At 59.8% G+C, this 23,376-nt stretch carries 20 protein-coding genes and 4 pseudogenes; 7 read left to right on the top strand and 17 right to left on the bottom strand.

What is annotated here, in order from left to right; translation table 11 throughout:
- Positions 1-45: 45 nt before the first annotated feature.
- The 4 genes and pseudogenes from ASD31_RS06710 to ASD31_RS06695 form a co-directional block, all read right to left on the bottom strand.
- The gene (locus tag ASD31_RS06710) at positions 46-579 is read right to left on the bottom strand and encodes an acyltransferase (protein ID WP_082520449.1); all 534 of its coding nucleotides are present in this window, start codon (positions 577-579) and stop codon (positions 46-48) included.
- Between the two features lie 8 nt (positions 580-587).
- Complete coding sequence (locus ASD31_RS06705) at positions 588-3,071, bottom strand: GMC oxidoreductase (RefSeq protein ID WP_056331164.1); 2,484 nt, start codon at positions 3,069-3,071, stop codon at positions 588-590.
- Positions 3,072-3,168: 97 nt separating this feature from the next.
- On the bottom strand, positions 3,169-3,420 hold the full coding sequence (locus tag ASD31_RS06700; RefSeq protein ID WP_056331161.1) for a hypothetical protein: 252 nt from the start codon (positions 3,418-3,420) through the stop codon (positions 3,169-3,171).
- 442 nt (positions 3,421-3,862) lie between these two features.
- Positions 3,863-4,131 (bottom strand): annotated as a pseudogene (locus tag ASD31_RS06695) (cyclophilin-like fold protein); the annotation flags it as partial.
- Positions 4,132-4,262: 131 nt separating this feature from the next.
- Between ASD31_RS06695 and ASD31_RS06690 the strand changes: the two are divergent.
- Positions 4,263-4,787, top strand: a pseudogene (locus ASD31_RS06690) (IS21 family transposase); the annotation flags it as partial.
- A 27-nt stretch (positions 4,788-4,814) separates the two neighbouring features.
- On the opposite strand, the gene ASD31_RS06685 reads toward ASD31_RS06690, so the two are convergent.
- The 5 genes from ASD31_RS06685 to ASD31_RS06665 are packed head-to-tail and all read right to left on the bottom strand — an operon-like array spanning position 4,815 to position 11,859.
- On the bottom strand, positions 4,815-5,525 hold the full coding sequence (locus ASD31_RS06685; RefSeq protein ID WP_056331156.1) for a hypothetical protein: 711 nt from the start codon (positions 5,523-5,525) through the stop codon (positions 4,815-4,817).
- 18 nt (positions 5,526-5,543) lie between these two features.
- Complete coding sequence (locus ASD31_RS06680; RefSeq protein ID WP_056331154.1) at positions 5,544-6,728, bottom strand: hypothetical protein; 1,185 nt, start codon at positions 6,726-6,728, stop codon at positions 5,544-5,546.
- Positions 6,729-6,775: 47 nt separating this feature from the next.
- Positions 6,776-7,531: a TfuA-like protein gene (locus tag ASD31_RS06675; RefSeq protein ID WP_056331151.1), complete on the bottom strand. Its 756-nt coding sequence runs from the start codon at positions 7,529-7,531 to the stop codon at positions 6,776-6,778.
- Positions 7,532-7,541: 10 nt separating this feature from the next.
- A complete protein-coding gene (locus ASD31_RS06670; protein WP_413813801.1) occupies positions 7,542-8,723 on the bottom strand; it encodes a YcaO-like family protein in 1,182 nt (393 codons plus the stop codon).
- Between the two features lie 34 nt (positions 8,724-8,757).
- The gene (locus ASD31_RS06665) at positions 8,758-11,859 is read right to left on the bottom strand and encodes an ATP-binding protein (RefSeq protein ID WP_056331148.1); all 3,102 of its coding nucleotides are present in this window, start codon (positions 11,857-11,859) and stop codon (positions 8,758-8,760) included.
- Between the two features lie 277 nt (positions 11,860-12,136).
- Between ASD31_RS06665 and ASD31_RS27070 the strand changes: the two are divergent.
- A pseudogene (locus ASD31_RS27070) lies at positions 12,137-12,406 on the top strand (maleylacetate reductase); the annotation flags it as partial.
- Positions 12,407-12,436: 30 nt separating this feature from the next.
- Entirely contained in the window at positions 12,437-12,676 is a 240-nt protein-coding gene (locus ASD31_RS06660) for a 3-keto-5-aminohexanoate cleavage protein (protein ID WP_320409385.1), read from the top strand.
- 91 nt (positions 12,677-12,767) lie between these two features.
- On the opposite strand, the gene ASD31_RS06655 is transcribed toward ASD31_RS06660, so the two are convergent.
- From ASD31_RS06655 to ASD31_RS06645, 3 genes are read right to left on the bottom strand one after another with little or no spacing between them, the layout of a single operon-like run.
- Positions 12,768-13,805, bottom strand: coding sequence for an aldo/keto reductase (locus tag ASD31_RS06655; protein ID WP_056331145.1), 1,038 nt, complete (start codon positions 13,803-13,805; stop codon positions 12,768-12,770).
- A 41-nt stretch (positions 13,806-13,846) separates the two neighbouring features.
- Positions 13,847-14,107 carry a hypothetical protein gene (locus ASD31_RS06650; RefSeq protein WP_056331142.1) on the bottom strand — a complete coding sequence of 87 codons (261 nt, stop codon included), beginning with the start codon at positions 14,105-14,107 and terminating at the stop codon, positions 13,847-13,849.
- A 10-nt stretch (positions 14,108-14,117) separates the two neighbouring features.
- A complete protein-coding gene (locus ASD31_RS06645) occupies positions 14,118-15,299 on the bottom strand; it encodes an MFS transporter (protein WP_056331140.1) in 1,182 nt (393 codons plus the stop codon).
- A gap of 100 nt (positions 15,300-15,399) precedes the next feature.
- Between ASD31_RS06645 and ASD31_RS06640 the strand changes: the two genes are divergently transcribed.
- On the top strand, positions 15,400-16,305 hold the full coding sequence (locus ASD31_RS06640) for a LysR family transcriptional regulator (RefSeq protein ID WP_056331136.1): 906 nt from the start codon (positions 15,400-15,402) through the stop codon (positions 16,303-16,305).
- A gap of 334 nt (positions 16,306-16,639) precedes the next feature.
- Here ASD31_RS06640 and ASD31_RS06635 read toward each other — a convergent pair whose 3' ends face one another.
- The 3 genes from ASD31_RS06635 to ASD31_RS06625 form a co-directional block, all read right to left on the bottom strand.
- Positions 16,640-17,485 carry a class I SAM-dependent methyltransferase gene (locus tag ASD31_RS06635; RefSeq protein WP_056331133.1) on the bottom strand — a complete coding sequence of 282 codons (846 nt, stop codon included), beginning with the start codon at positions 17,483-17,485 and terminating at the stop codon, positions 16,640-16,642.
- A 36-nt stretch (positions 17,486-17,521) separates the two neighbouring features.
- Positions 17,522-18,286 carry a winged helix-turn-helix transcriptional regulator gene (locus ASD31_RS06630; RefSeq protein WP_082520448.1) on the bottom strand — a complete coding sequence of 255 codons (765 nt, stop codon included), beginning with the start codon at positions 18,284-18,286 and terminating at the stop codon, positions 17,522-17,524.
- A gap of 566 nt (positions 18,287-18,852) precedes the next feature.
- Positions 18,853-19,179 carry a hypothetical protein gene (locus ASD31_RS06625; RefSeq protein ID WP_210168916.1) on the bottom strand — a complete coding sequence of 109 codons (327 nt, stop codon included), beginning with the start codon at positions 19,177-19,179 and terminating at the stop codon, positions 18,853-18,855.
- Here ASD31_RS06625 and ASD31_RS26675 point away from each other — a divergent pair.
- The 3 genes and pseudogenes from ASD31_RS26675 to ASD31_RS25280 all read left to right on the top strand — a co-directional run.
- Positions 19,061-19,303 (top strand): annotated as a pseudogene (locus tag ASD31_RS26675) (hybrid sensor histidine kinase/response regulator); the annotation flags it as partial. The gene ASD31_RS06625 and the pseudogene ASD31_RS26675 overlap by 119 nt on opposite strands.
- Before the next feature lie 73 nt (positions 19,304-19,376).
- Complete coding sequence (locus ASD31_RS06615) at positions 19,377-19,673, top strand: DUF1778 domain-containing protein (protein ID WP_056331125.1); 297 nt, start codon at positions 19,377-19,379, stop codon at positions 19,671-19,673.
- Positions 19,670-20,167 (top strand): GNAT family N-acetyltransferase, encoded by a 498-nt coding sequence (locus ASD31_RS25280; RefSeq protein WP_082520447.1) that lies wholly within the window; start codon positions 19,670-19,672, stop codon positions 20,165-20,167. Before ASD31_RS06615 ends, ASD31_RS25280 begins: the two co-directional genes overlap by 4 nt.
- 793 nt (positions 20,168-20,960) lie before the next feature.
- Here the strand turns inward: ASD31_RS25280 and ASD31_RS06605 are convergent.
- Both ASD31_RS06605 and ASD31_RS06600 read right to left on the bottom strand, forming a co-directional pair.
- Positions 20,961-22,406 (bottom strand): DUF1254 domain-containing protein, encoded by a 1,446-nt coding sequence (locus tag ASD31_RS06605; RefSeq protein WP_056331119.1) that lies wholly within the window; start codon positions 22,404-22,406, stop codon positions 20,961-20,963.
- A gap of 145 nt (positions 22,407-22,551) precedes the next feature.
- The gene (locus ASD31_RS06600; RefSeq protein WP_244483781.1) at positions 22,552-23,310 is read right to left on the bottom strand and encodes a transporter; all 759 of its coding nucleotides are present in this window, start codon (positions 23,308-23,310) and stop codon (positions 22,552-22,554) included.
- Positions 23,311-23,376: the final 66 nt, after the last annotated feature.

Genomic DNA, 23,376 nt, shown 5'->3' with positions numbered 1-23,376 from the left:
GCCGGTCCAGTGCATTGCTGGAGTGTCCGACACTGTATGGGGATGTCAGCCGGGCGCTCCTCGTAGTTTGATCAACTTCGCGGGCGCCCCTGCATAAATTCCGAATGGCACCGTCTGACCGGATAGAACAGCGTTTGCGCCTATCACACACCCGTCCGCGATGCGGGTGCCGTCTAAAATTTTTGCGCCAGCCCCAATCCAGACGTCGTTTCCGATTTCGATACCCTTTTTCGTATTTCCCTGCTTCTTTATCGGTTTGTCTCTATCGGCGAACCGGTGATTGAAAGCCACAATCACGACGTGGGCTGCAATTCGCACGTCGTCACCTATGTTTACTCCGCCATGACCGTAAATAATTGAATACGGGTTCAGACTGACGTTTCGTCCCAGGCGAACCCGCCCTCCAAAACCGAGTATCATTGCCCCGTGACGGACATCGCAGTTGTGGCCAATGCGGACACAACCGCCTTTTCCAGCCTCGAAGATCGCCCCTGGCGATATTCTGCACCTGCCATCAAATTTCACTGCGCCGCAGGATTTCAACCTAACTATGAAGGCACGTATTGAATGGAATAGCATGTCTTGTGCTACTCCGTAGCCTGGGCGTCATCCAGCCCTTCCTTAAGGGTGTACCCATCCCCACCACTCAATAAATCAGATAGCAAACGCATGAGGCCAACTCGCTTTATGTCAAGCATTCGCGAGACAATAGTGTCTTCGGGCGAAAAGGAGCCTGCCAGATCGGTCTCTTGAGGTGAAAGTGCAATGAAATTTGCACCTTGTTGGAAGCCGATGCAGCGGAATTCTTCGACCCTGGGGCAGATTACTACGTCGCTGTCTGATCGTGGTTTAGTGTCGATTATGGTCCCATCAGATGCGAGGAATCTCATCGCGCCCGACTTGTAGTCACGCGGGCCGATGAGCTTGCTTGTACGACCGTTATCAAAATGGAACGTTTTCGTTCGTTTGCTTCCAGCGGTTTTTTTGACAACTGGACGAGCGCCCCCGTTGGCAAGGATTGTCTTAGCCAGCGCTACTGCGTGATAGGCATAAGCGGATCGGTCGAATTCCACCCGTTCGATCGGCGCATACTTGTTCGTTAAAAGCTTGATCCACGGCAGATATGCAGAGTCTTCAGCCACCGCCACCTTCAGAAACCTGGAATAGAGTGCATCGAGTTCTTTATTTCGCAAAGTGGGCGTGTCGACGACGAGTGTTTTGTCAGAACAGTCGAATTCGGTAAGTCGGCTCAGAATAGATGCCAGCTTTTTCGGGGGAACGGCCACATAGATGAATTGCGACGGGGCAAGAGCCTCCGCATTTAAACTCGAAATGGGCTCGACATCATAGACATCGTCGAGACCGACGACCGCGCTTTTACTCGTTGCGTAAATCCCGGAAACATAAGCGCGCCCAATGAGACGTTCTAACGCAGGAAGGACGTCCTCCCGAACGCGCCGGCCCGCACCGATAATTATAAAGCCCGTCCCCTTCCGTTCACGAGCATTCACACTTCCTGCACGGCTAACCAGGGTTTCGTTGATAGTCGCCGCCAGTCTCATCGAGAGGCCGATGATTGTAAGCGTTGGATTTGCACATCCGCCGGTGGGGAATACCGCACCACCTGCGGCGTAAAGGTTATCGACTGAATGGAACTTCAAGTTGGTATCAACAACCGAGTTTGCGGGATCGGTCCCCATCCTCAAGCCGCCGAGATGGTGGCTCGCGTCATTGTTCAGCGCATCTCGGAGACTATCGACGGTTCTGACCATTTTACCCGACGTAGCTGCGAACATGCGCTCCGCGGCGGAAAGAAGGCGTTCGACTGAATGGATGCTTGCGTCAGATTGGCTGTGAGAGACCCGGGGGATAGGTAAACCAAATCGATCGCTTGCCGTAGACAGCTCAATACGATTATCCGGGTCCGGCTCCATTTCCGTGAAACATCGAACGACTGCGCCCGCCACAGAGTTTTCCGCTTTCGATTTTCGCCGGTTCATCGATCGAGCGACCATCTCGGGGAGGCCAACAAAACTTGCTAAAAGGCTGCCAACCGCCTTAGTGGCCTCCATTGGTCCATCGGCGAGGCCTCGTCGCTTTAGCTGCTTGAAAGCGCGTGAGAGTTTTTCAGCGCGAGGATAGGACCCGCTATTTCTTGAAGGCTCAAGTCGGATGTAGGAGTTCAGCAAATTGTCTTTTCGTTGTATGTCTTCTGAAAGCCTCAGACCGACATAGCGACCACTCTTTTCATCTCCAGTCTCGAAGAAAAAGTGGTCTCGGGGGAGCGGCTCTGGAAAATGCACCCTAGCAACATTTGCCTTCGGATGATTCATGAAATACCGACCGAGCTGATCGTATTCGTTCCCTATTTGGTCCGAATTGAGCGCGATGCGCACTGACTCAATCGCCGACGCAGCCAAGATGAAAATACGTGAGCCTACAGCGTGCTCATCGCCGTTCCTGTCAACGAACAAGGCCTGTTTAACGCTGGAAACGCGTCCGTCCGTCTCTGATACTAGCCTGGTCACGGTGGCGCCAAAAATCAGATCCAGGTTGGGCGATAAAAACGCGTGTTCAAACTTTTGCCGATAGCGTAGCGGCGGCCGCTGAACGCGGAAAGTCTTTCCGCTGAGACCGAACCGTTGGATTGCATCGGGATCGCCGCTCACCGGAGCAAATGCCGACGAGTGTGGAAGCCCGTAGCGATGGCCAGTTTTGTCTAGGTGGTCAGTAATTTCAGTAGACGAAATGGGCCACCCATCATGGCTGCCCGGTCTAGGCTCAAAATCGATCGGGTCGAGCGGAGCTATAAAACCGGACCAAGTCTCCGATGATCCGCCGAGTATTCGCTCTCTGGATTCCGGTCGGATCTCGATGCCCCGGCTCTCAACCGCCTTATCGTTTTCCGCTTTGTCATCGGTACTGTCAGCGCCGCCGGCTTCCAAAACGCCTACGCGCTTTCCCGAATGCATCAGCTCCAAGGCCACCGTAAGTCCGGCGGGGCCGCTGCCGATCACACAAACATCGTAGTCGTCGATCTTAGTCGGCAGGTGGCGCGCGTCGAACTTCATTTTCGGGGAACCTTCGAGAGATGACCTTTCTCTGATTGCAGGAATTTGGACCTTGAAGTCAAGCCGACGGAGCCATTGCTTTTGCTGGGCGTCGCCGTCACTCCATCCCCGGTATCTGCCCGTTCTGATAAAGGATAGTCGGCGGGCCGTACTCCCCGACCATCGGATCCGCGTCACGGCTCCAGGCGACGACGCCCGCGTGCTCGTCGGCGATCATCCTCGCCTCGCGCACCGCTCGCTCTGCGTTGTCTACCTGGCGCGCTTCGAAAGCCGGGTAGAGATTGCCCTCGTCGTCGAGGTCGAATGCCGCGAGAACGACAAGCTTGGTGGATTTGGTCTGGTCTGACATCGGCGCCTCCTTCGATAAACAAAGATCAGGCAGGGCGCTTCCGTGGTGAAGTGGCCGCCATCCGTCACGCTTCAAATGTATTTAGAACACCCGCGCGCCCGTCGTTGGCGGCCGACGGACTAGCCGCCACATCGATGTATTTTTGGACCGCTTTAACCACGGAAATTTGCCATGTTCCTAAGCTGACCACGTTCGGTTCACCCTGCCGGCCGTTCTGACCATAACGGTCTCCCGCTACCAAGAATTTCCGCCAAAGCAGTCTCGGTACCAATCTCTTAAAATTGTGTAATTTTGTCCGCGTCTTAGCCCCGGTAAGGGGCGGCGAATGACCGTGTTCCCCTCGCGCTGCGGCAGGTTTCGTGGCTAATTGTCTAAGCTGTCTCAGCGCCTTCATTCCCGCAGCTAAAGGTTTTGGAGATTTAGCTGGCGTTTTGGCGTGATTTCAGAGGTGCTCGATACGCAAAGGAAACTCGCCGCGGGTCAAAAGAGGCTCAAAGCCTTCATCGAAGCACCCGAGGCGGATAAGCCCTTTCGAATATCGGTAGCTGTCGTAGAAGAAGACCAGATCGCCCATGGCGCGTAATACGCGATGTCGCCGGGACGTTCGTTATCGAACGGGGTGTCTGTCACCTGTGTCAGCTTCCGAGGCAGATATCCGATTTTCTCGTTGGTCGAATAGTCTTCAATCTTGAGGTCGATTGGGAGCATGTCTGACGGTTTTTTGTACCAGGTGTTGGTTTCCACGCAGAACTGAGCCGGTTAGGCGCATAATTTCCATTGAGAATTGAGCATGTGAACCTTCCCCCAACGCGGTGAGCGACGGGGGCAACGGAGTGATCCACATGGGACTTTTAAACATCATCCGTCGGATGGCGCTGCGAGAGAAGCAGTCGATCCGTGAGATCAGCCGGCGCACCGGGCTGTCGCGCAACACGATCGCGAAGTATCTGAGCGCTGGTACGATCGAGCCGACGTTCACGATACCAGAACGACCGAGCAAGCTTGATCCTTTTGCTGACAAACTGGCGGCCTGGCTGAAGAAAGAGACCGGAAGATCGCGCAAACAGCGCAGGACGTTGAAGCAGCTCCATGCCGATCTGGTGGCTCTCGGCTTTACCGGCTCCTATGGCCGGGTCGCGGCCTTCGCCCGTGATTGGCGGGCTGATCGGCAACGTGAGCAGCAGACGACGGACCGCGGCGTATTCGTTCCGCTGTCTTTCCGCCCAGGTGAAGCATTCCAGTTTGATTGGAGTTAGGACTATGCCGTGATCGGCGGCGAGCGCACGAAGCTACAGGTCGCTCACATCAAGCTGTCGCACAGCCGCGCCTTTTTGGTCAGGGCCTACCTGCTGCAGACGCATGAGATCACCCGATTTGGCGTCCGTTTCCTGGCTCTATCCGCCCATTGGCCCACGTTGCGGAGCCAGCGCCTGTGTCTGCGCATAAGCAAGCGGTGAACGGTTGCCCGGGAGATTGGCGTCGAGGACGAGCGTCTTGACGTCGTCGGCACGGATGTCGAGCGCAACGACCACATCGAGCTTGTCGATTTGCCATACGGCATATCCGAGCTTGGGCTCGTATCCGCAGTCGCATCCGCAATCGTCCTGCACGATGGTGCGAGCCTCTTCCGGCAAGAACATGATTTGCGGTTTTGGCAACCGGTAGCAATGGCCTTCATAGGCATATCCGTAGATGACGCCGATGCTTTTCATGCATTGCCGGACTTGCTTGTGGAGCGTCTGACCACCAATGGTAATTGGCAGCGCATAAATTCCGTCGTCACCAAGCGCAGTGAATGTTATTCTTCCGTTCAAGAGGGAAAGGATGACGTCCTCGCCGGTTTTTCTCTCAATCTCTCTTATTAGGTCGTCGATTATTCCACCGACTTCTTTTTTTGCTTCCGGATTCAGGTTGTTTATTGTTTCGTTCGAGTTCATCGCGGCATAAATTTTCTCCTTTAGCATGTTGTCGTTGATTGCAGATAGAAGAGTGGCAGGTCGGCCATACAGTTTCACTTCTCCTGGGTTGTAGGTACTGTAGTCAGGAACCTGCAGGCCTTTCGGCTCCTCCCCCACGCCCGGATAGGGACCGCAAAAGTCGCTCATTGTTTGCCCTCCTAGAGTTCATCTTGGACCGATGATTTCACGCCACACAAAATTCGCTTCGAGCGCATCGGCGCCGCCACGGCTGGCAGCTTGGATGACGGCCCGTGCTACTTGCTCGAGAGTCATGGTGTTGGGATCAAGTGTACGCAGCGACGCGGCGAGTGCACTGCCGACCTGGTCACGCGCGGTCTCGAGCGCCAGCTTGAAATACAGCGGCCGGTCGCGAAATGACCGTTCGGTCAGCGAGCGGAACTCGTCGAACTCGCTCAGCGTCAAGTCACGCAAATCGGCGTTCAAAAGGCGCCTGTCGGCAAAGCCGTCCCTGACCAATTGCCGATGATAGATCTCCACGATGCTGTCGAAGATCGCGCCGAGGAAGGGGAGCGAGCGGTCGTGCGGCTCGCGGGTGGTTTCCGACATGCGGCGGAAGTTGGTGGCGAGACGGATTTGCGTCTCGGGACTGGTCTCGGCGAAGCGGTTGAGCTCGTTGGAAAGTAGGAGATTGCCCTGTGTCCGACGCAGCAGCCGGTCGACGGCGGAACCGAAATGCAGCAGCGAAATCAGCGACACGCAGTCGGAAAAGGCTTCGGAAAACGGGAAGAAATCGGCCTCGCGCGACGTGATCATCGGTATGCCGAGTTCCGCCAGGCTGATGAAATGGCCGACCTCGTGTGCGATTGTGTCGAAGTTCAGCGCATAGGGCCGCAGCACGCCGCCGACATCGGAGGCTCCCAGCTCCAGATAGCCGTAGCCGGCATGGGCGTTGTCCCAGTCGACCAGGGGAATGATTTCCAGGCGGCGAAAGGCCGGGTCGAAGAACCAGCGGATGCGATGACCCAGATAGCTTTGCCAGATGTCGAGCACGAAATGTACGCAGGCATAGACGTGGACGCCGAGGTAGGCCCGTGATTTCGGGTCCATATTGTCGAAGTTGCGATCCGGGCCAGATCGTGCCGCCGGGCGCCGCTCGCCTTCGAACGGCGGCAGATCGTCAGGACCATAGGGCTGTTTTTCGATCAACGGATCGACCACGTATACCCACTGGTCGCTCGGTCCGTCACGGATCTCGTCGGGCAGGATCGAGAGCCAGACGCGATCGGGCTCTTCGTAGCCGGGGATGAAGGGAGGTTGGGGGAAAATCCAGAATCGTGTTCCGATGCGTGGGTTCACGCGTTCCGTTACATTGTTCGGATACGGTTCCATGTCACAATCGCTTTCGAAGAAGAAGGATTGAGCAACCACACGTTTATTTAGTAATTTCGTATCAAGTCGATGTCAATATGCGAGGCTTCCAAATCTCTCATGAAAGTATTGGTCGCTACCCAGGCGCGATCAACGTCGTTGCCCTGCCGCTCTACTATTAGGGAAGGCGCCTTACGTAACGTAAGGAGGGCGTCCTGGCGCTTTTGCCCGGTCATGTCTTTCCGAAATGCCGAAATACGGTCACTGGAAAATCCCCCAGCCCGCAATAGGGCTGCGAGCGAGCGATCGCGAAAGTTCGTCCCGCGCGCCAATGATGTAAGCTGGTCGCGCTCATCGGATGTCATCATATTTTGGCGGGCAAGCTTCGAGAACGTCCGTTGAAGGTCGACCAGTGCGTCCGTGAGCGGCAGAAAGCCCAGTTCGGCGGGCCCTGACTGCACGGCGACCGCATCCTCCGCCGTCAACGGCCAGCGCCGGTACCACCTATAGATCAGGCCGACGCCGATCATGCCATAGGGCGCAAGCTCGGCCGCCCGCAAGGCTCCCATGCTGGCCGCGCCGATCATGACGATGCCTTGTGCCATCGCCCAGAGAATTTCCTTATGGCGGACGGCGGGACGGTCCTCGAACTGTCCGTCGATTAGCACCATCGCACGTGGGCGGAAGGCATGGGCGGCGAGTATGACGTCCCCTTGGGATACGGGCCGAAGATAGATCGCGTCGAGCACCGCCTGCACCTCGTCGAGACGCAGCGTGGGGCCGAGAAAAACCAGAATTGGACCTTCCTTGCCGGCATTCGTCATCGGCAACCCCTCAACGCAAAATTGAAAACGGCCGCGCACCCGCAAGAATGGTTCGCACGCAGGCCACGCCTGCTTCGGCGTCCGCTCCGACCGGTACGGCGAGAACAGGTCCAAGCCCGCAGGCGGCAACCCGGTCGACGACGTCGCGCAGGCATGTTGGGGCGAAGGGCGACGCTGCCGTGCCAGCAGCCGTGGATTCGAGGATCAGGCGGCGGGCGTCCGCGGCGAGCGGGTCGGTGCTCTTGCGATAGTGTTTGCGCGTCTGGTCGTCGCGCGCGCCGGAAATCGCCCCGGCGCGCGCCGACAATGCCTCCAGCATCGCGCTCGCCGCGGCTGTCTCGACGGTAAGGTCCGCCGAATAGCCCTCCGTCGGCAACGCCAGGGTCGGCTCAGCCGCGCCGGCCTCGATCGCCTGGCACCAGATCACCGGTAGGTCGGTGGGCGAGGGAGCGTGCCAAAGCGCGAAAGCGATGCCCTGCGTCCGGGTGACCGAAAGGATATGCTCGACCTTCGGCCCGATGTGCGATGTCGCTATGCGGCGACGATCGAAAAAGCCGTGGGTGGTGAAGGCTCGCGCGATCGCGTCGCGTTCGATGCATTCGAACAGTCCATGCGCGAAGGCATCGCGCGTTGTGCTGTGGCAGGCAAGGCCGGTGGTGGTGCGGATGAACAATCCGTCGCCCTGTGGCTCGGGATCGGTATAGCAGGTGTGAACAAGTTCGAGCGGCACCGGCTGCAGCGCTCCGCTCGCGACATCGACAGCCAAGGTCCAGGGAATTGGCAGCGATCGCCATGCGGTGCCGGCGTGGGGAAGCAGCAGGTTTTCGAGCAGGGCCGCATCGATCAGAAGCTCGTCGGCGGTCGCAAGAAAGCAGTCCGAGGAGGGAATACGCTCGGCGAAGAAACGCTCGAGACCCTCCATGATCGCCCCGACCGCCGCCTCCATCAGGGTGAGGCCGCGGCCAAGCGAGGTCACCTCGGAAAGCGCGGCCGGCCGGATGGCCTGCGCCACCGGCAGACCGAGACGGTCGAGCCCGGTCAGGTCGGCGAGACGGGAGATGCCGGCCCGGCGGCTGAAAGGGAGTAGCCTGCGAAAACATGCCTCGGCGGCGCCGAGGTCGGCCGGCGTATCGAGCGGTTGCCTCAAGCCGGCGGCAAGCTCGTCGCGAAAGTCGGCAATCCGTCCGTCGATCGCCGGCGGGGCAGGGGTCAGGCCTTCGGCCGTGTCAGCGTCCGATAACAACGCCCAGCTCCCGGGTTGAGCGGCTCGCCCTTTGCAGCAGAGCCATGGCACCCTGGCTTTCGGCGATGGTCACGGCGGTCAGCAGTTCGGCGGCGACAAGATTGGTTTTCACGTTTCCCCGAGCGCGCAGCACGGCCCGGCAACGGTAGAGTTCGGCGAGCCAGTAGGCATGACCGGTTTCCTTGGCCTGCCGGATGGCGTCGGTGACGACGTCGATGGCCTGCTCATACTTGCCGGCAAGGCCGAGCAAGGTCGCGTGCATGTAGAGATAGATCGGCAGGTCGGCGACGGCGCCGAGATCCTTGAGCAGCGCCAATCCCTCGCCGAACATCTCATGGCCGGCGAAGAGGTCGTCGCTGTGGGCTTTGGCCCAGCCGCCGAAAAGCAGCGACATGCCAGCGAGCGACTGCATCTCATGTTGCTGGGCAAAGAGCTGCATCCGGCTCGAAACATCCGCCAGCCGCTCGAAATCGTCGCGGTAGAAGGCGGAGACCGCCTCGGTATCGAGCGAATGGGCGGTACTCGGAACATGGCCGATGCGCTCGACCAGGTCGACCATGTCCGCAAGTGCTGTGTCCGAGGCCGAGCGCTGTCCCGTCAGCCAGAGCGACAGAGCGAGTTGTCCGAGGCCGCAGACCTTGGCGTCGTGGCCGCCATAGAGCGTTCGCGCGGTTTCGGCCGATCGCTCGTCGTAGAGCGCAAGCCCCGCCGCGATCGCCTCCTGCGTCTCCTTGTGCCAGCCGAGATTGAAGTCGATCGCCCAGATGCAATGTTTGACCTGCAGGGCGATTTCGCGATCTTCGGTGCCAAGCATCATCATCTGCACTTCGAGTGCGCGGTCGTGCATGACGAGAAAGTCAGGCCCGGTCAGCCACCAGCCCCAATAGATCGGAAACCACTTTGGCTGGTCTTCCTTCGGCTGGCGGCGGGCGATGGCGACACCGTCTTCGTACAGCTTGCGGGCGGGCGGAGAATTGGCGCCGACAAGGCCAGTGAGGATCGAGCCGAGCCTGGTGAAGGCGGAAAGCCGCAAGGCGTCGACCGCCTCGCTTTCGTCCATCTCGGCGCAAAGGGCCAACGCGTGCTCCAGATGGTGGCGCGCCTCGATCATCGCTGAGCGGCCGGCACTCTCGGAGCCGGCGGCGATGAACAGCCGAATTGCCTCCTCCGTAAGCCCGGCGCGTTCCGCCTGGTCGGCGAGCCCGCCGGTGTCGATCCATTCCGCCAGCCCACGGTCGTCGCTGACGGCGTTAAACAGCCGCCGGTGCAGAACCTGCCGTTGCTTGCGCAGCAGTGCCTTGTAGATCGTTTCCTGGATCAGGGCGTGGCGGAAGCGGTAGATCAGGGTTCCGCCGGCTCGGCCACGCGTCAGAAAGCCGGTTTCGCACAGCACATCCGCCGCACTCGCAAGCGACCGCCTGGCGAGATCCGGCAAAAGCGCGTGAAGCAGCGGCATCGTCGTGCGGCCGCCGGTGATCGCCGCGGCTCGCGCCACGTCCCGCGCCGGTCCGAGGCGCGCGAGCCGTTCGTCGAGCATCCCTTCGAAGGCAAGCGCGTGCGTGTGAGAGACCTTGGCCTCGCCGTCATGCGCGATTGCCTCAGGAATATTCGCCGCATCCGCAGGCGCGATCTCCGTGATCCACTGGCAGATCTCCTCGATGAACAGCGGAACGCCGCCGGAAATCCGCTCCGTCGCCTCCAGAAGTTCCGGAAGTGCCGCGCGCTTGTGTGCCGGCCAACTCGCTTCGATCGCCTGCTTCGTCTCGTCGCGATTGAGTGGCTTCAACGACAGGTGCACCACGTCGGCACCGTCGGCCCAATCCATCGCGGCGCCGGGGCGCAAGGTGATGACGAGAAGGATGGGAAGTCGTGAAACTGTGCGGGCGATTTCCCCAAGAAGGTCCTGCGACGTCGGATCGATCCAGTGAATATCCTCGACCGCCATGATCAGCGGACCGCGGGCGCCGACGGTCTCCAGCGCATGGATGGTCGCCCGCCGCGCCCTGTCGCGGATTGCCTTGGGATCGCTGCCGGAGAGGGACTCGTTTCGGCCCGCAGCGCCGAGCAGATACGAAAACAGTTCGGCGACGTCTGGCTCTTCTATGCCGTGGCGCGCGAACGCGGCGGCGACGGTTGTCGCTGTCAGGCGTGAGGGGCCAGCCGCCTTGGACGCCGTGCCGGGAAAGCCATGCATGAGCGGGTGAAGCGTGGAGCGCGAGCCTCCGGGCGCGCACTGAAACAGGAAGGCCCTCGATCGCTCCTTGCGGGTAAGCTCGCGGATCTCCCGCAAAAGCCGTGATTTGCCGATGCCGGCGTCGCCTTCAATCGCCAGGATCTGGCCTTTTCCGGCCAAGACCTCTCGCCAGCAACGACCAATTGTCTCAAGCTCGGCGGCACGGCCGATGAAGGAACCGGCAAGCCGTCCGAAGGCGTAGAAGCGGGTGACTTCGGCACGATGTTCGAGCGCCCGCCAAACCCTTTCGGGCTCGGCAAATCCCTTTAGCGACCGGCTGCCCTCGAAGATGAAGGCGTAGGCGCGTCCAGCAAGGGTCTTCGTTTCCTCCGAGACGAGAATGCTGTCAGGGACCGCGAGCGCTTCCAGCCGCGTCGCCATGGCGAGCGCCGCCGCCGTCACCGGCTCCTGCGAAGGGACTTCCTCGCGCGGTTCCTGAACCAGCGCGATGGAGGTGGCGATGCCGACGCGGACATGCATGTCGCTGCGCCGCGCCTCGCGGCCGATGCGCCGGCAGGCCTCGACAACGTCGAAGCCTGCGCGAATCGCCAGCGACGCGGCATCGCGCGAGCCAAGTTCCGTCGGGAAAATGGCAACACCGCCGTCACCGGCCTCGACCCGCATCACGCCGGAACGCGCGACGATCGCCGACCGCACCGCCTGCTGAAAGGCGGAAATCAGCTCCTGGAAGTCCTCGATATCGAGTTGATGGAAAAGATTTGTCGATCCGACAAGATCGTAGCAGAGCGCCGTGATGAGGCGCCGCTCGCTGCCCTGTTCCGCCGGCCGCGCGCCCCCGCCCGGCGATTTTCGTGGGTGCTTCGGTGAGTTGATAGGACTTTCGCTCGCCATCGCCGCCCCTTGCGTGTCCGCTATGTCCTGCACCTGACAGAGCGACTATAACACAGGCCGACACGATGTGTCGGTAGCCAAAAGTTGAAAGAAGATCGGATTGTACGCGTCACGAAATGCCGTGTGGCGGGGCAGACCCGCACGTCGAAATTACGCAACGATTTCAAAGAGAGTGGCACGCCCCAGGGGAGTCGAACCCCTCTTCCCAGAATGAAAATCTGTTTCTGACGCTGACAAGCAGTGGCACTTTGCGACTTCCCCATGCGCCTACAACAGCCCAGCGGCACCCGAGGCCATGGCACGGATCGCGGCGGCGATCGGTGCGTCCGACGCGTCGATCGGGCTGGACCGGTTGGCAGTCAGACTTTGCGTCCCCACAGCACTGCGCGACCTCGGTGTGAAGGAATCTGACCTCGAGCGCGCCTGCGAGATCGCCCTTTCTAATCCGTATTGGAACCCGCGTCCAATCGAAGCCGCCCCCCTTGCGCGATCTGCTACAGCGCGCCTGGGAGGGAGCGGAACCCAAGCCCTGAGGGAAGCGGCGTAGCGCGACATCGCTCCTCGCCCGGCGAAGAAAATGGATATGAAAGAGCCTTGCATAGTCTGCGTCGCGATCACCGGTTCGCTTCCGCAAAAGACCAACAACCCATCTGTGCCGATCACGGTTCCTGAGCAGATCGAGTCCACCCGAGAGGCCTTTGAAGCAGGAGCGAGCATCGCCCATTGCTACGTCCGCAATTCTCACGGGTCGGCGACCTCCGACCCCGAGAAGTTCGCTTCGCTGCTTGAGGGATTGCACACGCACTTCGCGGCCTGATGTTCAGTTCTCGACCGGCGGACGCTCGGGCGCGGGCCCGGAGCGCGGCGGCATGTTGCCGCTGCGGCCGGTCACGGGGCCGGTGCTTGTCTTAATCCGCCATCAGGGGATTAAGCCGCGCAAAGCCCTGTTGCCGTTGGTACGGGGAATGGGGATAGGGCGCCGTCACGGCGCTGGCCTCGTCCAGCTTTGCAATCTGATCTGACGTGAGCTTCCAGCTCGCTGCGCCGAGGTTTTGGCGGAGCTGTTCCTCATTGCGCGCGCCGACGATGACCGTGGAAACGGTCGGGCGCTGCAGGAGCCAGTTCAATGCGACCTGTGGGACCGTCTTGCCGGTTTCCTCCGCCACCGCGTCGAGCGCATCGACCACGCGATAGAGATATTCGTCTTCCACCGGCGGGCTGAAGCTGGCGGTCTCATGCAGGCGGCTGCCTTCGGGTACCGGTGTGCCACGGCGGATTTTACCGGTCAGACGACCCCAGCCGAGCGGGCTCCAGACCATCGCGCCAAGACCCTGATCCTGCCCCAACGGCATCAGGTCCCATTCGTAGTCGCGCCCGACGAGCGAGTAATAGACCTGATTGACGACATAGCGCGGCCAGCCATAGCGGTCGGCGACGGCCAGCGACTTCATGATCTGCCAGCCGGAGAAGTTGGAGACGCCGACATAGCGGACCTTGCCAGACCGCACGAGCGTATCGAGTGTCGAAAGCACTTCCTCGACTGGCGTGAACGCGTCGAAAGCGTGAAGCTGGAAGATGTCTATACGATCCGTCTGAAGACGGCGCAGCGCGTCCTCGATGGCACGGATCAGACGGAAGCGGGACGATCCGGCATCATTCGGCCCTTCGCCCATCGGCAGACTGGCTTTGCTCGAGATCAGAAGGCTGTCGCGCCGGCCCTTGATGGCCTCGCCGAGCACTTCTTCCGACGTGCCGTCCGAATACACATCGGCGGTGTCGAACAGGTTGACGCCGGCTTCCAGGCAGATGTCGACGAGCCGGCGCGCTTCCGTGGCGTCCGAGTTGCCCCAGTTGCTGAACAGTGGGCCGGAGCCTCCGAAGGTGCCTGCGCCGAAGCTCAGGACCGGCACCTTGAGACCGGATTTGCCAAGAGTGCGATATTCCATGGGATGTTCCTTTCGTTATGGCGAGGATGGTCCGCGGCCGATCAGCGCATCGAGATCGATGGCGTCGGCCATCGCTCGATTGCCCTCGTCACTGGGATGAAGGTGGTCGCCAGAGTCGAACGCCGGGTTGATCCGCGCCGGGTGGTCGGGATCGCGCAGCACGCATCGAAATCGACGATGGCGTCGATGGCGCCGCTCTCCCTGATCCAGCGATTGATTTCCTGACGCAGCGCATCCTTGTCGGGATGGTAATAGTTGCCGAGCGGCGTTCCGCCGCGGATGGTGACGAGATCGAGGTTCATGATCGCCTCCCTATGAGACCGAACCCTGCGCCGCCGCCGATGCCATCTGCCGACTTGAGCTGACGGCGACGAGCGCGGTGGCGATGGCGAGAAGCGGGAACAGCGCAGCCGTCATCGGGACGAGGGCGAGACCGGGCCCGTGGTCGATGACCAGACCGCCCGCCCATGCGCCGATGGCGTTGCCGAGATTGAAGGCGCCGATGTTGAAGCTGGAGGCAAGGCTCTGGCCTGCGCCCTCGGCCTTGGACAGCACCCACATCTGCAAGGGGGCGACTGTGGCGAAGCCGGCTGCGCCGAGCAGGCCGGTGAAGACGATGGCGGCAATCTGGTTGTCGAACGCGAAGGTCATCAGAGCGAGCGCGAAGGTGAGCGTCGCCAGTGTGCCAACAATGGCGCGAGTCAAGTTGCGGTCGGCAAGCCTTCCACCCAGCAGATTGCCCGCGACGAGTCCGCCCCCGAAGACCAACAGGATCGGTGAAACCGCGCTGTCTTCGAACCCGCTGATACGGGTCAGGAGCGGCGCGATATAGGTGAAGACGGCGAAGACGCCGGCATAGCCCAGCACCGTGGTCAGCAGACCGAGAACAACGGGACGGCGGGCTATGGCGCGCAGGTCGGCCCGCCAGTCAGAGGCTTCAGGCTTGCTCCGGTCCTGCGGCACCAGCAAGGCCAGAACGAACAAGGCGACCAGGCCGACCAGCGTCACCGCCCAGAATGTCGCGCGCCAGCCGTAGTGTTGACCGAGCCATGTGCCGAACGGCACACCGAGCACGGTTGCGACCGTCAGGCCGGTAAACATGATGGAAATGGCCGAGGCACGCTTGTCTTCAGCGACCAACTCTGTTGCGACCACGGCCCCGACGCCGAAGAAGGTGCCGTGGGTCAGCGCAGTCAGCACGCGCGCAGCCATCAGCCAGCCATAGGTCGGCGCAAGCGCGCAGGCGGCGTTCCCGATCACGAAGATCACCATCAGCCCGACCAGCACATGCTTGCGCGGCCAGCGGGCCGTGAGCGCAGTCAGCACGGGAGCGCCGATGGTGACGCTAAGTGCGTAGCCGGAGATCAGCAGCCCGGCGGCGGCGATGGTGGCGCCGAGTTCACGGCTGACCTCCAGGAGGAGGCCCATGATGACAAATTCGGTGACGCCGATGCCGAAGGCTCCGGCCGTCAGGGCGTAGAGCGCGACGGGCATGTTGAATTCCACTCAGTGATACTTCGACGACAGACATAGACACTGAACGGGGGTTGAAATAGAAGGAGGAAAGGAACATCAGATGTGAAATGAATTCATCATGGCAAGGCCTGACGTCAACCGCTCTGGCGAAATGGACGTGTTCGTGCGCGTCGTAGAACTCGGAGGTTTCTCTCCAGCGGCGCGCGCGGCCAATTTGACGCCATCGGCAGTCAGCAAACTGGTCTCACGTCTGGAAGCGAGACTGGGCGCACGGCTTCTCAATCGTTCGACGCGGCAACTGCAACTTACACCGGAAGGCTGTGCATTCTACGAACGAGCAATGCGTATTCTTGCCGATATCGAAGAGGCGGAGCGCGCAGCGGGAAGTAGCGAGGAGGCCGTTGGTCGCGTTCGCCTCAACACGAGCGCATCCTACTTCAACCACATCCTCGCGCCTGCGATGCCCAAGTTTCTGGCTCTTCATCCGCGCGTAACGCTCGACATCGTCCAGACAGATGCCGTGGTCGATCTCCTGGCAGAGCGTACCGACGTTGCCGTCCGCGCTGGACCGCTGAAGACGTCCAGTCTTATAGCGCGCAGGCTCGGTGCGACGGCGCTTTCCATCGTTGCCGCGCCGAGTTATCTTGAGCGCTGCGGTGAGCCGCGCTCCATTGCCGACCTCAAGCGCCACAATCGCCTCGGCTTCGGCTATGCGCGCGTCGTCGACGGCTGGCCGCTTCGCGAGGAGAGTGAGACGACCGTCCTTCCTGCAAACGGTCAGGTTCAAATCAGCGATGGCGAGGGGATGCGTCAACTCGCCCTGGCGGGCGCCGGTATTGCACGTCTTGCTGCCTTCACTGTTCGCGAAGACGTAGCAGCCGGACGGCTGGTTCCATTGCTTGAAACTCTCGACACCGGTGAGACGGAAGCCTTCCACGCCGTCTATGTCGGCCAGGGCGGTCCCTTGCCTTCACGCGTGAGGGTATTGCTCGACTTCCTCGCCGAATATGGAAGAGTGCGCTGACGCCGGACGGCCCGTTGCGAATGCCGTCTCCGCGACGCAATCGGCTTCCCAATGCATCGTCAGCTCCTCGCAAACAATCTTGTACAAGACGAGATCTGGCGATGGCTCTATATACTCTGGGCCGACAGCGGAAATGATTTCCGATTTGCGCCTCCATTTCAGACGCTCCGACAGCTTTGGCATCCATCCGAAAGCTGACATTGGGTTGAATGGGCCTTGGTGGCTAAGGGTAGAGAGGGGATGAGAAGTTTTAGGGCTTGAGCCCCGAGGAAGCCACCAATCTGATCCTTAATGGAACGCCTCGCCCGCGACAATCGGACGAGGCATCTGAAACCTACGGCACCCGAACGGTGACCCGCAAGTAAGAGGCGGGGATCGTCGTGGCGTCATTGGTCCTGGCCTGGTTCTGCCGGTTGAACAGCAGATCAAGCTCATTTTGCAATTCCTCGCCCTTTCCATTCTTGGCTGCCGCCTCGAAGGCATTCATGGTGGGACCATAGAAATTGCGGAACTGACCGAGGAAATTCGTAGCCGGGCCCGGGTAATTGAATGTGTAAGTATCTTTCTCACAGGTGATGTTATCAGGAGGAATGCCGGCGGCTTCGAAGCGCTCAATCACATTGGCTTCCACGCCCCAGGTCATCGGACTGACGAAGCCTTCGCGCTGCGGCGGTGAATAGGCCGAGCTGATCCTGAGTATCTGCGCCACGAGGGTAGGGTCGCCAGGGATCCAGTTGCCCATGACGATCCTGCCGCCGCGCTTGGTGACGCGCACCATCTCTTTCGCTACATCGCCGGGCCTGGGCGCGAACATGGCGCCGAAGATCGAGACGACGACGTCGAAACTCCTGTCTTCAAGGTTGACCAGATCGCTCGCGTCGCCCTCTTCGAAGCGAATGTTGGAAAGTTGTAGGGCCTTGGCACGGGCATTGCCGGCGGCGACAAGATTGCGGGCGATGTCCACGCCCACAACATTTGCGCCGGACTGCGCTGCGGGTATCGCCGTCGTACCGTCCCCGCAACCGAGGTCCAGCACCCTCATGCCATTTTCGACACCGAGCGATTTAACGAGGGCCTCACCGCTCTCGCGCATCGCAGCAGCAATACGCGTGAAGTCACCCTTTTCCCAGAGCGCCTTGTTGGGGTTAGGAACGGGAGTGGTGGTCAGATTGACATCCATGGGGGTCTCCTTCGTGGTTTGAACGAGACCAACCAATCACTGGCTCGACCCGCCAGATAGTGCAGAAAATGGAGCGCCCCGATACAGATTGTGAAGCGGTGGCTCTGGCTGCTGGTGCTCCGGAGCGGCGGCATAGCTGCTACGCACCATCCATGTATCCAGCGTGGCAATCAGCTTGCGATCGCCGATCAAGACGACAGCGTTTGCATTGATTTCACCGCGAAGAGTTGACCATCCCATCCACGCCGAGGTCATCGCCTTCAGATCAGCCCTGATGAACAGATCGACGTCGCGGCCTGGATCGAGCAAACAGAGATCGACAGGCTGGCCCGGACGGGCCACGAGCCAAAAGTGCCGCTCGCTCTCGATCAGTTCCGGATAGGTGAACTGAATGACCGTCGTCGTGCCACGCGGAAAGGCGTTGGTATCGATCTTCTGACGCATGTTCCACATCAACAGACGCGCATCGAGTTTATTAAGCGAGACTTCCTTGTCAATATTTCGATACGCCCATCTGCCTAAAGCCTGCACCACGGGCTTCAATTCTTCAGCCATGGGGGTCGTGGTGTAGCCCGCCTCACCGGCATCGCTTTCGACACGACGAACCAAGCCGTGGTATTCCATTTCCTTCAGGCGTTTCGACAGCAGAGTAGGAGAGATACCGGGCACACCGCGGCGGATCTCGTTGAAGCGCGTGGCGCCGTGCGACAGTTCACAAAGGATCAGCAGTGTCCAGCGCGGTTCGATGATGTCGCAAGCTTTTGCCACGGGGCAAAAGCTATCATAGTAGTCGGAAGACATGATTACCTCCCAAAGAAACCATTCTTAATACGGTGTTTGATGGAGTCCAGTCCTGAAAGTGTAGCACTTTCTGGCACCGCGCGTCAGTTGTCTGGAGTGCCAAGAACTAAGCTGCTCCCATCGCCGTGGCAAAGACGTACTGTTGATTTTCGCGTGGGTTTGATCCATTTTTCCATTTCGCCGTGATCCACTTTGGCCGAATAAAGTTGTTTGTAGACAATTCGCTACACCGGATCTGGTGGGCTAACGCGACAAAAAGGCGGGTTAAATCCTGCCGAAATTCAACAGACGACGTTTCGTCGCTGGCCGGTACCCTGCCGTTTCGTGAATGTCCCGAACACGGTTTCGAATTGCACCGGTTGCGAGCAGATCCGTCCACGCCTCTATCCTTGATGCGCTACGCCTCTGCGTTCAGTTTGACGGCGGGTCCGACGGGCCGCTGCCGCCCGGTCGGCATGAGCCTCGTCGAAGCTCAAGAGCTCGCGCTAGTTTACGCGAGGAGGCGATACGTGCCAAGCCGAGAGGCCTCTCTGGCAGCTAGTCGATCCAAAATCGAAGCAGCGGTGTCAAACATCCTCGGGCGCCCGTGCGGGACGGGCGGCGCGGTAAATTTCCTCCAGGCTCGTCATGTTGGAGAGATCGACGCTCATGGCTGGCGCATGCCCAAAAGCGCCGCGTATCAGGCAGGTTCTTGCGGCCGCCTTCGCGGCCTCCACCAGGATCGCTTCCGGTTTGTCTCCGTCGAGCAGGCCGACGAGGACGTGGGCAATATAGGTATTGGCCTTCGCACGCCGGAAGGATCTTGAAGTTGAGCCGACAGATCTTTCTGAACTTGTCGGCAACATGCAGGAGCTGCTGGCACGGTCGGTCGGGTCTTCCGTTGAGACTACCACAAACGTTCCTGGCGACCTGCCCTCAGTACTGGTCGACGGAGACCAAATCGAGCTGGGTCTGCTGAACCTAGTGGTCAACGCCCGTGACGCCATGCCGGATGGCGGCAAAGAGTCCATAAGCGTAACGACACCATCATTACGGACATTGTAATGATGGTGTCGTTACGTTATATGAAGTGAGCACATTGGAGTTTCTCATGTCGACGTCACACACGAGTAAGAGAATGGACGCAAGCGTTCCACTAAACATGCGGATTAAGCCGGCGACGCGCAATTTGATTGACCGTGCGGCTGAGTTGCTTGGCAAGACTCGCACAGATTTCATGTTGGAGGCGTCTGAACGTCGAGCTGAGGAAGTGCTGCTCGATCGTTCGATTTTCACGGTGAGTCCCGAAGTCTATGCCGAGTTCCTTGCTCGCCTTGATGCGCCCGCACAGATCAATGTGCGTTTGAAGCGCACCATGTCTACCAAGGCGCCGTGGGACAACGCGTGACCATAACTGCGCCTTCTCCTTTGGCTGATTATCATGAGTTGGCCGAGTTCGATTGCGGCGTTTCTGAGCTAGACAATTGGCTTCGTCGACGAGCCCGCGCGAATCAGGCAAGTGGCGCGTCACGTACCTTTGTTGTTTGCGAAGGAAGTCGTGTCATTGCCTATTACGCGCTTGCCGCAGGCGCGGTGAAGCCGCCAGAAGCACCCGGTCGTCTTAGGCGCAACATGCCAGATCCGGTCCCAGTCGCCGTGCTAGGCCGACTAGCTATTGACCGGTCATATCAAGGCCGAGGTATCGGTCGCGCGCTGGTCCGCGATGTGGGACTACGCTTGCTCAATGCCGCTGAAATACTGGGTATTCGTGGCGTGCTCGTGCATGCAATTTCAGATGAAGCACGAGCTTTCTATGAGGCCGTCGGCTTCCTGCCTTCCCCGTCAGACCCAATGATGCTGATGATAGGACTAGGAGACCTCAATTGTGCGCTTGAGGCCTAGTATGGAATCAATCACTCCGCGCAGGGTAATCTCAACCTTCCGCTAATATGCCGGATTGCTTTAGAGTGTCTGGCACAGAATCACGTGGCGTCGGTTCGTATCCTCAAGGCGAAGACTTCGATTGGAATCGCACTCAATGCCAACTGCGGATCACGTTTAACGACGGCTTTGCGCCCCCATTTCAGTCGTCCACACACCCTCCAGAGTTTCAGGAAGCAGTCGGTTTGCTTCGACAGTCGCCCGATGAGCTTGGCCAATCCCTTGGAGCGCTCGCTTCGCGCTGTATTTGATCATGCCACCGACGTGGTTGAGGCCAACCGCACCGAGAAGCTGTGGAATGTGTTCATCGAAAAGCGTCATCTGACGACGTCGAGATCAGTGGCGTCATCGAGCAAAAGCCGGCGCCTAGAACCCGGCCGATGTCCGGACAGGGGCTGAAGGAAGGAATCTATAGACATTAGAACAGACGCCACTCAACCAGTCGTTGGCGAAGCCTACATCTTCCACAGACTGACGGCGCTCCTTGGACCGACAACAGGTTCTGCCGACCGGACAACCGGCGACCGAATTCTCGATGAACTGGCCCTGAGCCTTTCGCCGTGGGATCGAGGCTGTGATGACGCGCAACGACGAGAGGATGGCCACAGAAGACGAGGCCTCTCATCAAGACGACCTGACGCAAATATCGGCCACCATTCCATTCTACGCAAGGTAACCGAAAGTTGTCTTCATCTCCGGCTGGAGAAGCGATGTACCGAAGCAATCTTGCGAGGTGAGGGAAAAACTTCGTCTTCTATGAGACCCGTTTCACACCCGGCGGTCGCCATGTCCCTTCGCCCGCAGGCAAGATCGAAGGCGCTTCTGTCTTCGGCCAATACAGGCGCATCACCAGATAGATCGTGTCATCCGGAGCAGGGAGCCAATTGGATTCCTTGGCCGCACCGGGGCTGTCTTTTTGGATGTACAGCGTCAGCGAGCCGTCCGCCTCCTTTTTCATCGCAGGCACCATCGGAGAGTTGATGAGGTAGCGATTAATCGGGTTCTTGACCAGGAACTGGCTCTTGCCGTCGTACATCGTCACGGACCAGAACGAATTCACTGGGGGCAACTGGCCGGGTGCAAAGGTGATAGTGTATTTGTGCCTGCTGCCGTCGAGCGGCTCCCCGGTGGTATCAGTCCGGGTGAAGGGATACATGGCCTCCGCTGCGTTGTTGCCGTAGAGGCCTGCCTTGGCCGCCCCGGCCCGCATCAGCCAGTCGCCATTGTAGAAGGCCTCGTCACCAAGAAGCGAGCTGACGTTCCAGCCGTTGATAGGCTTGTTGCCGCTGGTCAGCCATTTGTTGATTTTATCGTCGCCCTGCTTCATGCCTATCAGCATTTCCGCCCTGTGTTCGAGCGGTAAATCCTTGAACTCAAAGGCCTTGCGCGGACCGACGCCGATCTTTGCAAGCTTGGCACGAATCGCCTGGTCCCTTGGTGTCTCAGGTACGAATTCCAGTGCGAAGTCCAGATATTTGAAAAAGTTCTCCTTGATCCCGGCCGTGGTGGCGGGAAGGAACGCGATTTCCGGCGCGGCGGCTGGGGCGGGCTGCTCGAGGAGGGCGGAAAGCGGCTGCGCCTTGTAGCCGGCTTGGACCTTCCCGACATTCGGCATGTCGTCGGGGTTGAAGAGCTGGGTGCGGAAGTTGGCGAATACGAACGGTGTGGTCGATCGGAAGACTTGCTTGATCCCGTTGGGCTTCTCCCCTTTCCAGTCCGGCCCGACAACGAGATAGTCGCCCGGTTCGGTCCCCGTGGCGCGCGAGCCGATATAGCCGAAATTATAGGTGTTGCCGTCGATCAACTGAACCGAATAGTAGCGATCCTTCTCGACCGCCGGCACGGAGACGACCATCGGTTCGGCGCGCAAATCCAGCCAGAGGATCGAGTAGGGCGTGTCGCTGTTCGGCGTGATGACGGCCGTATCTTCGGGGCTGGCGACCTGGTGCATGCTATTGATTTCGTTGAACGGCGCCTTGAACTGACCCGAGTTCCGGTTGACCGCGAATTCCTGCATGACCGCATAGTTCATCACGAGCGGCAAGCCGTAGATAAAACCTTCCTCGGCAATGTCCTTGGCCTCCAGCAGGCTCGGCCATTCCGCCTTGTCTTGCGCGAAGACGGAGCGAGGCTTCATCACTGTCGCGGTGAGTGCCGCCATGGCAACGGTAGAGCGGAGCAGATCGCGTTTCGTAAGCATTGAATGTCCTTTCGGTTCGCAGCGCGGGTTCAAGCATGCATGGGCAATAGGAGGCGGTATGCGACTGAGGACATCGATCGAACTCTGCCGATCGAGTTCCGATCATGACTACGCGCCCTAAAAGTCTCTTCGCAGTGCCTCGCACCTATTTGGGAAACAGGAATGTCAGCCCGAGCCGGACGCCCAGTCCTTCGGGGCCGTTGTCCGGAGCCGCCGCCCAGTATCGCAGACCGGCGGTCAGGCTGATCGGCTGTTCATTCACCTTCACCAGCTTGGAGACGGTCAGGTTGATGGGCACCGACCAATCATTCCCCTTCCAGTCGTAGGTGGATTCCGTGTTCAGCGCGAATGTCCAGGCGTCCGGCGTCGTGTAGGAGAGAAACGGCTGAAGGAAGGTGTTGCTGATATCGTTGCGGTCCTCGTCGCCGGCGAACGACCAGATATGATTGGCCAGCATGCCATAGGTCCAGGGGCCGTCCTGCTTGAGCGCGACGATGGTCGGCCCGGCGCCCCATTTCTCGCCGCCCAGCAGATCGTCGGTTGCGGTGGGAAACAGGAAGACGGGGCCCGCGCCCCAGATAAGGCCGCCGTCGGTCGGCTTGGCAGGCGAGAGGAAAAAGCTTTGCACGACGTCGCCGAGACCGAATTGCGATCCGGATGGCCCGGCGATGTCGTGCTGGTAGGTCACGGGCAGGATCGTACGGGAGATCAGGTTCCAGTCGGCGTTCAGCGAGATCGGGATCACGGGCTGGATGTTCAGCGTGGTCTTGTCGCCATCGAGCGGCCCGTAGCCGTGGTCATAGTTCAACTGGAAGGGAACGCTGATGAGCGAGGCGATCGGGTTCGACAGCTTCTTGGCAAGATCAGCGCCGGAATCCTGGGCGTAGGCGGCCGCGCCGAGCATGGCTGTGGCGGCGAGTGTCACGGATGTCTTCCGCAACAGCATGCGGATCGATGCGTTCGTGGCCAT

It is taken from the genome of Rhizobium sp. Root482 (assembly GCF_001426565.1).
GTDB lineage: Bacteria > Pseudomonadota > Alphaproteobacteria > Rhizobiales > Rhizobiaceae > Pararhizobium.
The sequence above is the reverse complement of the archived record's forward strand: the minus strand, read 5'-3'. Positions and strand labels throughout refer to the sequence as shown.